The 12,877-nt window shown below is 58.7% G+C and carries 14 protein-coding genes; 8 read left to right on the forward strand and 6 right to left on the reverse strand.

From position 1 onward, the window contains the following. Positions 1 to 708: 708 nt before the first annotated feature. Positions 709 to 1,605 (reverse strand): LysR substrate-binding domain-containing protein, encoded by an 897-nt coding sequence (locus E1180_RS00635; RefSeq protein ID WP_155189153.1) that lies wholly within the window; start codon positions 1,603 to 1,605, stop codon positions 709 to 711. 165 nt (positions 1,606 to 1,770) lie between these two features. Here E1180_RS00635 and E1180_RS00640 point away from each other — a divergent pair, with 165 nt between their 5' ends. The 4 genes from E1180_RS00640 (at position 1,771) to E1180_RS00655 (ending at position 4,982) form a co-directional block, all read left to right on the forward strand. Next, positions 1,771 to 2,901, forward strand: coding sequence for a TauD/TfdA family dioxygenase (locus tag E1180_RS00640; protein WP_155189154.1), 1,131 nt, complete (start codon positions 1,771 to 1,773; stop codon positions 2,899 to 2,901). After that, positions 2,898 to 3,647, forward strand: coding sequence for a class II aldolase/adducin family protein (locus tag E1180_RS00645; RefSeq protein ID WP_155189155.1), 750 nt, complete (start codon positions 2,898 to 2,900; stop codon positions 3,645 to 3,647). The genes E1180_RS00640 and E1180_RS00645 overlap by 4 nt, the downstream gene beginning before the upstream one ends. A 91-nt stretch (positions 3,648 to 3,738) precedes the next feature. After that, positions 3,739 to 4,332: a DJ-1/PfpI family protein gene (locus tag E1180_RS00650; protein ID WP_155189156.1), complete on the forward strand. Its 594-nt coding sequence runs from the start codon at positions 3,739 to 3,741 to the stop codon at positions 4,330 to 4,332. A 299-nt stretch (positions 4,333 to 4,631) separates the two neighbouring features. Beyond that, complete coding sequence (locus tag E1180_RS00655; protein WP_155189166.1) at positions 4,632 to 4,982, forward strand: ribbon-helix-helix domain-containing protein; 351 nt, start codon at positions 4,632 to 4,634, stop codon at positions 4,980 to 4,982. Positions 4,983 to 5,025: 43 nt separating this feature from the next. Here E1180_RS00655 and E1180_RS00660 read toward each other — a convergent pair whose 3' ends face one another. The 3 genes from E1180_RS00660 to gatC all read right to left on the reverse strand — a co-directional run bounded on the left by E1180_RS00660 (position 5,026) and on the right by gatC (position 8,294). After that, on the reverse strand, positions 5,026 to 6,126 hold the full coding sequence (locus E1180_RS00660; RefSeq protein ID WP_155189157.1) for an NAD(P)/FAD-dependent oxidoreductase: 1,101 nt from the start codon (positions 6,124 to 6,126) through the stop codon (positions 5,026 to 5,028). A 351-nt stretch (positions 6,127 to 6,477) separates the two neighbouring features. After that, complete coding sequence (gene gatA, locus E1180_RS00665; protein ID WP_155189158.1) at positions 6,478 to 7,962, reverse strand: Asp-tRNA(Asn)/Glu-tRNA(Gln) amidotransferase subunit GatA; 1,485 nt, start codon at positions 7,960 to 7,962, stop codon at positions 6,478 to 6,480. 44 nt (positions 7,963 to 8,006) lie between these two features. Then, the gene (gene gatC / locus E1180_RS00670; RefSeq protein WP_155189159.1) at positions 8,007 to 8,294 is read right to left on the reverse strand and encodes an Asp-tRNA(Asn)/Glu-tRNA(Gln) amidotransferase subunit GatC; all 288 of its coding nucleotides are present in this window, start codon (positions 8,292 to 8,294) and stop codon (positions 8,007 to 8,009) included. Between the two features lie 231 nt (positions 8,295 to 8,525). Between gatC and E1180_RS00675 the strand changes: the two genes are divergently transcribed. From E1180_RS00675 to E1180_RS00685, 3 genes are all read left to right on the forward strand, one after another. After that, the gene (locus E1180_RS00675; protein WP_155189160.1) at positions 8,526 to 9,044 is read left to right on the forward strand and encodes a TetR/AcrR family transcriptional regulator; all 519 of its coding nucleotides are present in this window, start codon (positions 8,526 to 8,528) and stop codon (positions 9,042 to 9,044) included. A 169-nt stretch (positions 9,045 to 9,213) separates the two neighbouring features. After that, a complete protein-coding gene (locus E1180_RS00680) occupies positions 9,214 to 9,705 on the forward strand; it encodes a YHS domain-containing (seleno)protein (protein WP_155189161.1) in 492 nt (163 codons plus the stop codon). A gap of 146 nt (positions 9,706 to 9,851) precedes the next feature. Continuing rightward, positions 9,852 to 10,649 carry a siderophore-interacting protein gene (locus tag E1180_RS00685; RefSeq protein WP_155189162.1) on the forward strand — a complete coding sequence of 266 codons (798 nt, stop codon included), beginning with the start codon at positions 9,852 to 9,854 and terminating at the stop codon, positions 10,647 to 10,649. 14 nt (positions 10,650 to 10,663) lie between these two features. On the opposite strand, the gene E1180_RS00690 is transcribed toward E1180_RS00685, so the two are convergent. Further along, positions 10,664 to 11,452 (reverse strand): hypothetical protein, encoded by a 789-nt coding sequence (locus E1180_RS00690; RefSeq protein ID WP_155189163.1) that lies wholly within the window; start codon positions 11,450 to 11,452, stop codon positions 10,664 to 10,666. Positions 11,453 to 11,578: 126 nt separating this feature from the next. Here E1180_RS00690 and E1180_RS00695 point away from each other — a divergent pair, with 126 nt between their 5' ends. Next, complete coding sequence (locus E1180_RS00695) at positions 11,579 to 12,178, forward strand: MliC family protein (protein ID WP_155189164.1); 600 nt, start codon at positions 11,579 to 11,581, stop codon at positions 12,176 to 12,178. Between the two features lie 67 nt (positions 12,179 to 12,245). Here the strand turns inward: E1180_RS00695 and E1180_RS00700 are convergent, their stop codons facing one another. Then, positions 12,246 to 12,869: a LysE family translocator gene (locus E1180_RS00700; protein WP_155189165.1), complete on the reverse strand. Its 624-nt coding sequence runs from the start codon at positions 12,867 to 12,869 to the stop codon at positions 12,246 to 12,248. Positions 12,870 to 12,877 lie beyond the last annotated feature (8 nt).

The raw sequence follows: 12,877 nt of genomic DNA on the forward strand, positions 1-12,877 counted from the left end.
CTAGCCGGCATTTATCCCCGTTTGTCCTCCCTTGCTTGATCCTTAGGCTGACGGGGTGGGGAAAGGCGCTGCCACCTACGCAGGATGTCATCCCGCGCTTGATGCGGGATCCATACCGAGACATGCCCACTCAATCATCGATACTCGAAGTGAGAAAACGGAGTGGATCCCATGGTCAAGCCATGGGATGACGAAGCGCTGGGAGAAGTTTTGCCAAACCTTCCCAGACGGTTTCCCCGGACTTGATCCGGGACCCATTCGTTCCCGGAGCCGCCGGGAAAGGCATGAACCCCGTCACACATTCGGACGTCATCCCCGCCTTGTGCGGGGATCCATACCGTGAGGTTTCCTTCCGATCAGCGGTGCTTAAGGCGCGGAAACGGAGTGGATCCCATCATCAGGCCCACTGCTGTTCGGTTAAGCTGCATAAGTTTTTGTTATTGCGAGACTTTGCGCCTTTCTCTCCTCTCCTCCTTAGAGGGGATGATGTCTCCGTGAGGAGACAGAGGGGGGTATAATAAGATGCAAAAACCCCGAAACCTAAACCGGACAGCAGTGGGTCGGGCCACAGGATGACGGAGTGCCTGCTGGCACATCGTGCCTTGCCAAACCCGAGGATGACGGAGTGGGGGGCTATGGCACGACCCCAGACGCACCGGATGCGGATGACCTTGTCCGGCACTTAATATCTCCATGCCCCACAAACCATCACGCTTCGCGCGCTGCGGTGGCCAGAAGCCAGTCTACGACCAGCTGGGCCTTGTCGGTCGTGCGGCTGCGGTGGGAGAGAACGGCGTGGTAGGCATCCTTTGGCCGGTAGAGGGGCAGGCCCGCCGGGACGAGACGGCCCTGGCCGGCATGATCGCCGGTGATGGACCGCCAGCCGAGCATGACACCATGGCCGGACAGCGCGGCCTGCGCGGCCTGAACATAATTGGAGAACTTCAATCCTTTGGCCGAGCCGTTCGCCTGTTGACCGGTGCGCGCCAAATACTGTGGCCAGCTGATCCAGCGCCGGTCCGGAAACTCCACATGGATCAGGTAGGAGGAGGCGAGACTGCCGCCTTCTGCCCGGATTTTTTCGGCAAGCGCCGGGGCGCAGACCGGTTCGACTTCTTCTGCGAACAGGTGGTTGACCGTACCGTCTGTCCACCGGCCGTCGCCATAGCGCATGGCTATATCTGTCCCCGGCCCAAGGGTTGGCACCTCCCGGGACGTTGTCTGCACATTCACGACCACACCGCCGTGATCCAGATAGAAAGCCTCCAGGCGCGGCATCAGCCAGTAGGTCGCAAACCCCATCGTGCAGGCAATGGTGACTGCATCGGAGCGGGTTTCAAGCGCCGCAATGTCCGATAGAGCTTCCGACAGGCGCTCCCTGTTCTCAACGACCGCCTTCAGCAGGATCTCTCCTGCCTCTGTGAGACCAGCCGGGCGTGTGCTGCGGTCAATCAGGGCGGTGCCTGTATGGGCTTCCAGCTGCCGGAGGGACTGGCTGATCGCGGGCATGGACACATTGAGTTCTTCCGCCGCGCGCTTGACGCCGCCGGCCCGTTGGACGGTTTCAAAGACGGTCAGCAGCCGCAGGGGAGGAAGGCGCTCCATGTTTCTTTAATTAACTCGCAGATTAACTCAACTTCGTTTTTTATCGGCTTTTCACCCGGCCTGATCAAGCGCAATTTGCGGCTAATGGTCTGGCCAAACTGATTTGTTTGGTTCAGTCCTCAGCTCAAGGTGCTCGGCGCACAGTTAAGTTAAACGGAGATAGCGATGCTTGGCCGCAGTGATGAAGGGGTTCTTCTGAAGGAAAACGGTCTCGATGTGCCGCTGCCGGACGGCAGCACGGCCTACTTCAACTATTATTGGCTGCGCGATAATTGTCCGGCATCCTTTGACCCTGAAACGCGGGAACGGGTTTTCGATGTTTTTGGGCTTTTGGAAGCGCCAAAACCGGCCGCTGCGGCCCTGGTCAGCGATTATCTGGAAGTAACCTGGCAGGCTTCGGGCCATGTCTCCAGAATTCCGGTCGCGCAGCTCCTTCAATACGCGCGGCCCGGCCAGCGTCCCGATCCGGCAAATTTGCCGCGGCAGGCCTGGTTTTCAGATCATTACGCGCATATGGCCCGGTTTTCCCACGAGGCTGTCCTGCACGATGAGACGGCCCGCCGTGACTGGGCAGGCGCCATGCTGACAGATGGTGTCGCGCTGATCACGGGCATGCCGGATACGGATGCCGGCTTGACGGAAACGGCCGGGCTTCTTGGGTATGTGCGGCCGAGCTATTTCGGTGTGACCTTTGAGGTCAAGACCCATATCAAGCCGACAAACCTTGCCTTCACCTCCAAGGCGCTGCCGCTGCACACCGACCTGCCTTCGGAAGAATTTGCGCCGGGGATCCAGTATCTGCACTGCCGGGCCAATTCCGTCGAAGGCGGCGATAGCATCTTTGTGGATGGTCTGGCAGTCGCCGAGGACTTCCGCAAAGCTGATCCGGAAGCGTTCCAGCTGCTGGTCGAAACCGATGTGCCTTATTATTGCGAGCATGACACATTCGACATGCGGGCGCGGCAGCGGGTGATCGAGCTTGACGAGTACGGCAATGTTTCCGGCGTTACCATTAGCCAGCATCACGAAGATATCTTCGATATGCCCCAGGAGGATCTGGACGCCTACTATCCGGCTTTCTGCCGGTTCGGACAGATGATGCGGGATCCGAAATATGTCATGCGCTTCCGGTTGAACGCGGGGGAGTGTATCGTCTTCGACAACCACCGCATCGTGCATGGCCGGGTTGCCTATTCTGCGACCAGCGGCGAACGGCACTTGCGCGGGTGTTACACGGACCGGGGCGAGTTGCGGTCGGTCTACCGGGTGCTGGCCGGGGAGGGGCGGTTTAAATGAATGTGATGTCTCCTGTAGCCCAGGACGAACAGACCCTGCGCGCGGATCTCGCGGCTGCCTTCCGGATTGCCGTGGAGCTTGGATGGCATGAATCGGTTGGAAATCATTTCAGTGCGGCCGTCTCCGCGGACGGTACACAGTTCCTGATGAATTCCAAGTGGCGGCATTTTTCCGAGGTGACCGCCAGCAATCTCCTTTTGCTGGACGCAAATGATGACACGGTGATGGAGGGCCCAGACGCGCCGGACGCTTCAGCCTGGTGCATTCACGGAACGGTCCACCGGCTCAACCCGTATGCACGGGTGCTGTTCCATTGCCATTCGCCCAATGCCGTGACGCTGGCAACACTCGCAGATCCGGCGCTCTTGCCAATTGACCTGAACACGGCCCGGTTCTTTGGCAAGGTTGCCCTGGATCTTGGCTTTGGCGGCATGGCGGACGACGCGGAAGAGGGCCGCAGGATTGCCGAGACCCTTGGCAGCAAGCCTGTGCTGATCATGGGAAATCATGGCGTTTCGGTCGCGGGAAAGACTGTGGCCGAAGCCTTTGAGCATCTCTACTATTTTGAAAAGGCGGCCGGAACCCTCCTGAAAGCCTATGCGACGGGCAAGCCGCTGGCGGTCATGTCCGACAATCTCGCGGCAAAGACTGCCGCCGAATGGGAACCCTACTCAGGGATGGGCGAGGCCCATTTTGCCTATTGGAAACGCCGTCTTGACCGGACTCAGCCGGACTACAAGACCTGAAAATGGTCCTGTAGTAACGGCCTAATACCCGCTCCGGGTTTTTGCCTGCTAGCCTTTGGCCATCCGCAATTCTTCAACGGGAGGACGAAGCATGAGCGCGCAAAAGATCCTGATGATCACAGGTGATTTCACCGAGGACTACGAGACGATGGTGCCCTTTCAGGCACTTCTGGCTATGGGCTACGCGGTGGATGCCGTGTGTCCGGATAAGAAAGCCGGAGATACGGTTGCCACGTGCATCCATGATTTTGAGGGCGATCAGACCTACACCGAAAAGCGCGGTCACAATTTCACACTGAATGCGAGTTTTGATGCGGTTTCCGTGGAAAGCTATGATGCGCTTGTGATCCCGGGTGGCCGAGCGCCGGAATATCTGCGGCTCAACGAGGCGGTGATTTCAGCCGTCCAGCATTTCATGAGCGCGGGGAAACCGGTTGCCGCCATCTGCCATGGCGCGCAGATCCTGACAGCTGCCAAATGCATTGAGGGCCGTACGGTGTCCGCTTATCCGGCCTGCAAGCCTGAAGTCGAGCTGGCAGGTGCAGCCTATGCCGACATCCCGGTGGACGGGGCTGTCACGGACGGCAACCTGGTGACGGCGCCCGCATGGCCCGCCCATCCGGCATGGCTGAAGCAGTTTCATGCTGTTCTGAGCAGCGCGGAAGGCGAAACCCTGGCGGCCTGAGGCTGAACCAGGGGGACGGATTGGTCCCGTCTCCCCCTTGAGGGGGGAGAGGGCGGACAAGGTGCGAAGTCTTGCACGACCCTTACAGACTGTTACGCCGGACCCGATCCGGGGCCCACTCGCGGTGTCCCTTGCCACAACTATCGCCGCTTTTCCGGAGGCCTATCGCGGAGGGTGTTGGAGGGGCTTAGCTTTTCGGGATCTGCTGCCGCAAAAGCAATGAGTGGATGACACAATTCGCAGAGCCGGTACAATCACAAGAAGCGCCGAGCCACACCAATGGCTTTTGGGAGGACATTATGTGCAAGCTCTTCATCGAAGCCGATCCCAAACTCTGGGAGAGCACCACCAAGTCCCTGCGGATTGACGGGATGGTGACCTCGGTCCGCCTTGAGGCATTTTTCTGGACCGTTCTGGAGGAAATCGCGGGCCGGGATGGTATGAATGTTGTCCAGCTGATCACCAAGCTCCATCACGAGAGCATTGATGCCGGGCATGACTTGGGCAATTTCACAAGCTTTTTGAGGGTGTGCTGCGGACGGTATCTGGCGCTACAGCTGTCGGGGGATGTCCCCTCTGATACCCGTCTGCCGATTGCCGGGCTGGACGCGGACGGCATCCTGGAAGCCGAGACCGGCAGAATGCACTAGAGCATCGGGCGTGTTGTCAAAAATGCCCAAAGATGCTCGACGCCTAGCCGATGCGGGCGGTGACTTCATCTGCAATGGCAAGCGCTGCCGTTAGTCCCGGCGATTCAATGCCGTATAGGGCGACCAATCCGGACTGCCCGTGCGTCCCGGGACCGTCGATCCGGAAATCTGCTGCCGCTTCGCCCGGCCCGGCGATCTTGGGGCGGATGCCGGAGTAATCGGGCACCAGCGCACCGTCCGGCAGGTCGGGCCAGTAGCTGCGGATGGCAGCATAGAATTTCTCGCCGCGCGCCGGATCAACCGGATAGTCGAACTCCTTGACCCATTCAACGTCGGGGCCGAAGCGGGCCTGATGCTGCAGGTCCAGCGTCAGATGAACCCCAAGCCCGCCAGGCTCGGGCACCGGATAGATCAACGTCGAAAACGGGGCTTTTCCCTGAAGTTTGAAATAGTTGCCTTTGGCAAGATAGGGCTTGGGAGCCTGAGACCCTTGCAGGCCGGTCATCAAGGACGGCGCGCCGTGACCGGCTGAAACCACCAGCTCTTTCGCCGTGATGGCATAGATTTCGTCTGTTTCTGTCGAGACGTGGACGGTAAAACCACCTGCAGAATGGGGCGTGATCCGCTCCACGCGGGTGTTGAGGACAACTTGCCCGCCATTTGCCTCAAGGCCGCCTTGAAGCGCCAGCATGAATCCGTGGCTGTCGATGATCCCGGTGGACGGAGAGTGGAGCGCGCCCGCACAATCAAGGGCGGGTTCGCGGGCACTCAACTCTGTCTTGTTCAGCAGCGTCAGATCGGCCACGCCGTTGGCAGCGGCCTTCGCGCGGATGGTTTCAAGGTCGGCAAGCTGGTGTTGGGTGCTGGCGACAATCAGCTTGCCGATCCGCTCATGGGCAACGCCATGCTCGCTGCAGAACCGGTAAAGCTGGTGTTTTCCGTCTACGCAAAGCCGGGCTTTCAGGCTGCCGGCGGGATAGTAAATACCGGCATGGATCACCTCGGAATTGCGGGCGCTGGTTTCCGAGCCGATAAGGTCATGCTGTTCCAGAACCATCACGTCCCGGCCGGATAGCGCCAAATCCCGGGCACAGGCAAGCCCGACAGCCCCGGCGCCGATCACGATGGTTTCAATGTCATGCATGGCCTGGCTTGTTCCTCAACGACTGTCATCAACGTATTGCTTTGGCGAGCGCTGACCGCGAAAGGTGAGTGCCCACCGCACCACACCCTCAGCTCTCAATCCGCACTTGATGCGGGATCCATCCCGTAAGCGTTCCTCTCGATCAGCCCTGCATGGGGCGAGGAAACGGAATGGATCCTCGGGTCAGGCCCCAGGATGACGGAGCGGGGGGAGAAGCTTTGCCAAACCTTGACAGACCGTCATCCCGGAAAGGTCAACAGGCTATATCCGGGATCGCTCCCGTGCTCCGGGACCTGCACTTTTTCGACGCCACCCCGGATCAAGTCCGGGGCGGCAGATATTTACTGAGGCTTAGCCCCACCAGTTGTCCGGCTCGAAACGGCCTGCGGCGTCTTCGATGACCTGGCCGATCTGGAAGAGCGTTGCCTCGTCGAACGGTTTGCCGATCAGTTGCAGGCCAAGCGGAAGGCCGCTGTTGTCGAGGCCAGCGGGAACTGCGATGCCGGGCAGGCCCGCCATGTTCACCGTCACAGTGAAGATGTCGTTCAAGTACATTTTCACCGGATCGGAATGAAGGTCCTGATCAGCCACCCCGAAAGCGGCTGAGGGCGTTGCAGGTGTCAATATCGCGTCCACGCCGTTCTCCCAAGCGAGATCGAAATCGCGCTTAATAAGAGTGCGGACCTTCTGGGCTTTCAGATAATAGGCATCATAATACCCTGCCGAGAGCACATAGGTTCCGATTAGGATCCGGCGTTTGACCTCATCGCCGAAGCCTTCGGCGCGGGTGTTTTCATACATGTCGACAATGTCCTTGCCGGGGACGCGCAGGCCGTAGCGCACACCGTCATAGCGGGCAAGGTTGGAGGAGGCCTCCGCCGGAGCCACGATGTAATAGGCCGGAAGGGCGTATTTCGTATGCGGCATGGCGATGTCAACGATTTCCGCGCCGGCGTCCTTCAGCCAATCGATACCCTTTTGCCACAGCGTGTTGATCTCTTCGGGCATGCCATCCATGCGGTATTCCGCCGGGATACCGATCTTGAGGCCTTTGACGGACTGGCCGATTGCGGCCTCATAGTCCGGCACGGGCAGATCCACCGAGGTGGTGTCCTTCGGATCGACGGACGCCATCGACTTCAGGAGAATGGCGCTGTCGCGTACGGTCTGGGCAATCGGGCCCGCCTGATCGAGCGAGGAGGCAAACGCAACCGTGCCCCATCTGGAACAGCGGCCGTAGGTCGGCTTGATGCCAACGGTTCCAGTAAAGGCCGCGGGCTGGCGGATCGAGCCGCCGGTATCGGTGGCGGTGGCGCCCATGCACAGATGGGCTGCGACTGCAGACGCCGAGCCGCCGGACGAACCACCTGGAACAAGCTCCTGGTTGGAGCCGGCCTTGCGCCAGGGGTTTATCACGTTGCCGTAGTAGGAAGTCTCGTTGGACGAGCCCATGGCGAACTCGTCCATGTTCAGCTTGCCGAGCATCACGGCACCGTCGGCCCACAAATTGGCGGTGACGGTGGATTCGTAGGTCGGTTTGAAGCCATCAAGAATATGGGAGCATGCCTGTGTGTGAACCCCTTCAGTGGCAAAGAGGTCTTTCACGCCAAGCGGGATGCCCTCAAGCGCGCCGCCGGTTCCGTTTCCGAGTTTCTCATCGGAAGCCTTTGCCATATTCCGCGCCTTGTCGGCGGTCACCGCCACATAGGCATTCAGTTTGTCATTTGCTTTTTCGATATTGCCGAGGAAGGCGTCTGTCAGCTCAAGAGACGTGTAATCCTTGTTCTTGAGCCCGTCCCGGGCGTCGGCAATCGTCAGTTTTGTTAGGTCGGTCATTTTGGAATCCTGAATTCATGAAAGCGGGCCGGAGGAGCAAAGGCTCACTCAACGACCTTCGGCACCATGAAGAAATTGTCTTCAGAAGCAGGGGCGTTTTGGACGATTTTTGCCGCTTTGCTGCCGTCCGTAACACCGTCCTCGCGCTTTTTCATGGTCTGCTCGACAACGGAGGTGAGCGGTTCCACACCGTCAATGTTGACCTCGTCAAGCTGTTCGACAAAGCCGAGAATGGCATTCAGTTCACCGGTCATGCGGGTTGCTTCGTCTTCGCTGACCTTGATGCGGGCAAGGCGCGCCACGCGTTTTACCGTTTCCGTATCGACAGACATTATGTGTCCTCTTTCCATTTTCTCCGGCCGGTCCGGCGGGAGCCGTTGGCAGGGTGTTAGCCGCTTCAAGGAGGCGGAGACAAGGATTTTCGATTGCCGGCCGCCGGTGCAGACCGTATTACGGTACCAAATGGAACCGTAATTTCGCGAATTGCCCGCAACGGGAGTTTGGCATTGGCTCATCACAAACCGGGAAGGCCGCGCCAGCAAGCGGTTACTGAGGCTTTGCTCATGGCTGCCCTGAACTCCCTGGCAGCCGAAGGCTATGAAAAGGCAACTATTTCAGCGGTTGCCGCACAGGCAAGCACCAGCAAGCAAGCGGTCTACCGGCGTTTTGCGGACAAGCCCGGCTTGATTGCCGCCGCGGTTGAGACTGCGTTTGCCCGTCTTGATCCGCCGCCGCCGCAACGGGGCAGTGTGGCGGAAGACCTCAGGCAGAGCCTGACGAGCCTTGTTGTGGCCATGCAAGAGACACCTCTTGGGGAAGCGCTGCGCGCACTTCTGCCATTCCGGTCCCATCCTGTTCTCGGGCGTGTGCTTGACATGGCAGAGGCTGACCGGCGCCTGCACTTGCGCCAGATCTTCATTGCCACGCCATTTGAGACCGATATGGAGGTTCGGATCGATCTTCTGTTGGGGCTCATCTATTACCGGTTGCTGATGCGGGGCGCTGTGATCGACGCAAACAGTATTGAACGTGCCATCTATCTCGTTCTTGGGCTGGTGCCACCCCGGGCTCCATCCGCGTAAAACGTGCTTGCGGGGTGAAGATCGAAGCTCCGATCACATTTTCTCGCTTTGGCTTCCCGCTGCTGTGAAGAAGGGTGATTGGCGTTTTTGCAAAGCCAAGGACATCTTCCGGTCAGGCAGGTGCATCATCGCGCCACCGGTACCGCAGCACTCTCGAGGGGAGATCTTTATGCCGCTCTACACGTCGAAATCTGTTTTGCTTGGCCTGACGGCCCTGTTCTCCGCAACCGCATTTTCCGCTAGCGCAGATGAAATCACCACTTTCATCAAGGACGGCGCTGCTATCGGCGGTACGGATCCGGTCGCCTACTTCACCGAAGGCAAGCCGGTCGCGGGCACCGATGAATACACGGTCGAGTATGATGAGGTAACCTGGAAGTTCTCATCCGCCGAGAACCGGGACAAGTTTGCAGCCGATCCGGCGAAATACGCGCCGCAATATGGCGGCTATTGCGCGTTTGGCCTCAGCAAGGGCTTCAAGGTTCCGGTCGTTCCCGAGGCATGGAAAATTGTCGACGGCAAACTCTATCTGAACAACAGCCTTGCTGTGCAAAAACGTTTTGAGAGCAACGAAGCCGAACTCATCAATCACGCGGACCTCAACTGGGACATCGTGAAGGAAGAAAAGCCGGAAGACTTGAAAGAGCCGATCATCCGCTGATATCAGGCAGTTTCCATATACAAAAATGAGCCCGCCAGTTTGGCGGGCTTTTTCTTGATGTTATGGACGCTGTGCCGTGGCCTCTTTAAATTCTCCGCGTTTGCCCCTAAATCTTGACTCATATTGTCAGGTATAATGAGGCTTGAATGGCTCTGAAATTGAAACGCGCGCCACGTATTCTAACCGTCAAGTCAGCGGTTTATCTCAGCCCGAATTTCATCCGGGTCACCTTTGCCGGACCGGAGCTGGAAGGATTCCCGCAGGGTCAGGAAGGGGCCAATTGCAAACTGGTCCTGCCGCGCGACGGTGAAAGCCGGGAAGCGTTCGAGGCGTATCACGCACCTGACGGCCCGTCGGAAAAGGTGCACCCTGTGCGGACCTATACGGTTCGGGCATACCGTGCGGACACTTTGGAGCTGGATATCGACTTTGTCGCCCATGGCGACGAGGGGCCTGCGACGCGCTGGGCCCAGGGCGCAAAGGAAGGCTCTTTTCTCGGCTTTTTCGGCCCCAGCCAGCCGAAACTCACCGAATTCTACGCAGACTGGTATCTGATTGCGGCGGATTTGTCGGCAATGCCGGTTGCCGAAGCGACCCTGGAAAAATTCCCGGCGGACGCCCAAGGTTTTGCCGTGTTCGAGGTCCCGTTGGAAGCGGATATCCGGCCGGTCTCCGTTCCGGCCGGCATCACCGTGACGTGGCTGGTTCAAGATGATGTCTACCGGCCGTCAACGGCCCAGCTGGACACGATCAAGGCGCTCCCCTGGCGCGATGGCGTTGTCCAGACCTGTATCGCCGGGGAAAGCTCGGTTATCCGCGCTTTGCGGGATTATCTCCATAACCAGCGGCAGGTGCCGAAGAAGGACACATACATTTCCGGCTACTGGAAAATCGGGCTTATCGAAGACGAGCATCAGATCGCAAAACGGGAAGAGGCGGCCTGATACGCGGAATTAGATCAGGACCGCAGCGCTTCGTAGGCGTAGCGGGTCTTGGTGGTGGCCGACGGGTCGAACCAGCCGTGTTGCTTTTGCATGAGCCGGAACAGCTCATTGGCCTGGCGGACCAGGGACAGGTCAAACCGCTCGCTTTGCGCGTCCCACTCGAAGTCGAACGCGCATTCGGCGATCAGGGGCCAGTGTTTGAGCTGGTCTGCGTACCAGAAACTCAGTCCGAGCTTGATTTGCGCGGCTGGCTTCATGTTGATCTTGCAGAGCTTGCGGAACACTTCGGCAGCCGTGAACCCGTTGACCTTCTTCAAGGGTGCTGCATCGTCAATGCCGAGCGATCTCAAGGCCGGAAAAACTGCACTGGCCGTGCCGATCGTATCGAGGTCGGGGAGAATTTTGTAGCGGATGGAACTGGAGCGGGAAAACACGCTCCGGAAGGGCGGCAAAAGGTCTTCTTCGAATTTCATGCTGGCCCGCCGGTCATCGGCCGTCTCGACAGAGGCATCTTCGGTCAGGATCAGATCGGCGGACCGGTATTTTAAGGTGAGCTTGAAATCGTCCTCGTTTTCCTCGTACCGGACCCGCAGATTGTATCCCGCTGCCCGCAGCCGGAAATCGCCCGTGTCCAGATAAAACGTTTCGCGCTTTTCCTCGCTGTTCTGACGCTTGATCCTGGCGTTCAACTGTCCGGCTAAAAAGCCCGCGAGATCCTGGAAAGCTTCGCTGGCTGCCGCGCGATCCTGGAACCGGCTGGCATTCAGGATCAGTTTGTACTCCCGGGATGTGATGTGGTTCATGTTGAAATCCCTTCAGGCGACAAGCTGTGTGCGGAAAAAGGCAAACAAATGCGGGTGGCCAAAATATCTCAGGCCAGTGTGTTACCTTAGTTACATTGTGCCAAGATGAATTTCCGGGAGATGAGAATGCGCGGGTTTGGTCTGATTTGTGGAATGGTGCTTCTTTGCTGCGGGCCTGCGGCCGCCGCACCGGCGTTTGACTGCGGCAAGGCCGAGGGGGCCGCTGAAAAACTGATTTGCGCGAATGCTGATCTTGCAGAGCTGGATCAAACCTTGGCGCAGGTGTTTCAAGCTGCTGTCAACGTAACTGAAACATTTCCCGATGGGCAGGCCGCTTTAGCGGAGTTGAGGGCTTATCAGCGCGGATGGGTGAAAGGCCGGGATGAGTGCTGGAAGGCCGATGATGAGCTGTCCTGCATCCAGTCCAGCTATCAGCGGCGTATTGCCGAACTTACCGCGCAATACATGCTGATCCCGGACGTGACGCCGGTCTTCTACATGTGCCGCGGCAATCCCGCGGATGAAATCGTTGCCTACTTCTATCCCACAGACCCGCCTGCCGCCCGGCTCGAAAGAGGCGACACCATCGAAATTGCCGTTGAAGGGATCACCGGCTCCGGTGCGCGATATGAAGGCAGTTTCGGCCTTGTCTTTTGGGTCAAAGGGAACGAGGTGATGGTCGAGTGGCCGCAGGGAACGGAATTCACCTGCAAGACTACCGGCTAGGTAGGGAAGTTCTGGCTGTCCGGTCTGATCGGACGCACGGCGATGCAATCAGACCGGAAAATCTGCATTACCGGCTGGCGGTTGCCAAAGCGGAGCCAAAACCGACAAACAATCCGCCAGTGACCCGCCGCACCCAGCGGATGCGCCGGTCCGACGTGAGGAAACGGCGCATCTGGTTTCCCGCCACCGCAATCACCGCATGATTGGCAAAACACAGAGCTGCGTAGGTAAAGGAGAGAACGGATGTCTCCATCAGGCTAATGCCGCCCTTGGACATGAATTGCGGAAACAGTGCAGTAATGACGAGGATGGCCTTCGGATTGGTGATCGATACCAGGAAGGCTTCGAGGAACAATTTCACTGGGCTTTTGGATGGTCCGGTAGATGCATTTGCGACCTGAAAACTGCTGGCATCCCGCCACACCTTGATCCCGAGATAGATCAGATAGGCGGCACCGATGACCTTCAAGACCGTGAACGCCAGTGCGGATGTTGCCATGATGGCGCCGAAGCCAAACGCGACGGCATAGCCGATAACCACCAGTCCGGCCGCATTGCCGGAGGCTGAGGCCAGTGTTGCATTGCGGCCGAAACGGAGCGTGTTGGAAATCGCCAGCATGACACCGGGGCCAGGGCTGATGGCTGGAAGAAGGGAGACGGCAATGAAAACGAGCCAAAGGTCAAACGGCATCTAAGAGA

The sequence above is a fragment of the Roseibium denhamense genome (genome assembly GCF_009711415.1).
Classification (GTDB): domain Bacteria; phylum Pseudomonadota; class Alphaproteobacteria; order Rhizobiales; family Stappiaceae; genus Roseibium; species Roseibium denhamense.

Excerpts from the sequence above, each read along its gene's own strand:
- E1180_RS00635 (WP_155189153.1), bottom strand. The coding sequence starts at position 1,605 with ATGGAGCGCCTTCCTCCCCTGCGGCTGCTGACCGTCTTTGAAACCGTC.
- E1180_RS00640 (WP_155189154.1), top strand. The coding sequence starts at position 1,771 with ATGCTTGGCCGCAGTGATGAAGGGGTTCTTCTGAAGGAAAACGGTCTC.
- E1180_RS00645 (WP_155189155.1), top strand. The coding sequence starts at position 2,898 with ATGAATGTGATGTCTCCTGTAGCCCAGGACGAACAGACCCTGCGCGCG.
- E1180_RS00650 (WP_155189156.1), top strand. The coding sequence starts at position 3,739 with ATGAGCGCGCAAAAGATCCTGATGATCACAGGTGATTTCACCGAGGAC.
- E1180_RS00655 (WP_155189166.1), top strand. The coding sequence starts at position 4,632 with ATGTGCAAGCTCTTCATCGAAGCCGATCCCAAACTCTGGGAGAGCACC.
- E1180_RS00660 (WP_155189157.1), bottom strand. The coding sequence starts at position 6,126 with ATGCATGACATTGAAACCATCGTGATCGGCGCCGGGGCTGTCGGGCTT.
- gatA (WP_155189158.1), bottom strand. The coding sequence starts at position 7,962 with ATGACCGACCTAACAAAACTGACGATTGCCGACGCCCGGGACGGGCTC.
- gatC (WP_155189159.1), bottom strand. The coding sequence starts at position 8,294 with ATGTCTGTCGATACGGAAACGGTAAAACGCGTGGCGCGCCTTGCCCGC.
- E1180_RS00675 (WP_155189160.1), top strand. The coding sequence starts at position 8,526 with ATGGCTGCCCTGAACTCCCTGGCAGCCGAAGGCTATGAAAAGGCAACT.
- E1180_RS00680 (WP_155189161.1), top strand. The coding sequence starts at position 9,214 with ATGCCGCTCTACACGTCGAAATCTGTTTTGCTTGGCCTGACGGCCCTG.
- E1180_RS00685 (WP_155189162.1), top strand. The coding sequence starts at position 9,852 with ATGGCTCTGAAATTGAAACGCGCGCCACGTATTCTAACCGTCAAGTCA.
- E1180_RS00690 (WP_155189163.1), bottom strand. The coding sequence starts at position 11,452 with ATGAACCACATCACATCCCGGGAGTACAAACTGATCCTGAATGCCAGC.
- E1180_RS00695 (WP_155189164.1), top strand. The coding sequence starts at position 11,579 with ATGCGCGGGTTTGGTCTGATTTGTGGAATGGTGCTTCTTTGCTGCGGG.
- E1180_RS00700 (WP_155189165.1), bottom strand. The coding sequence starts at position 12,869 with ATGCCGTTTGACCTTTGGCTCGTTTTCATTGCCGTCTCCCTTCTTCCA.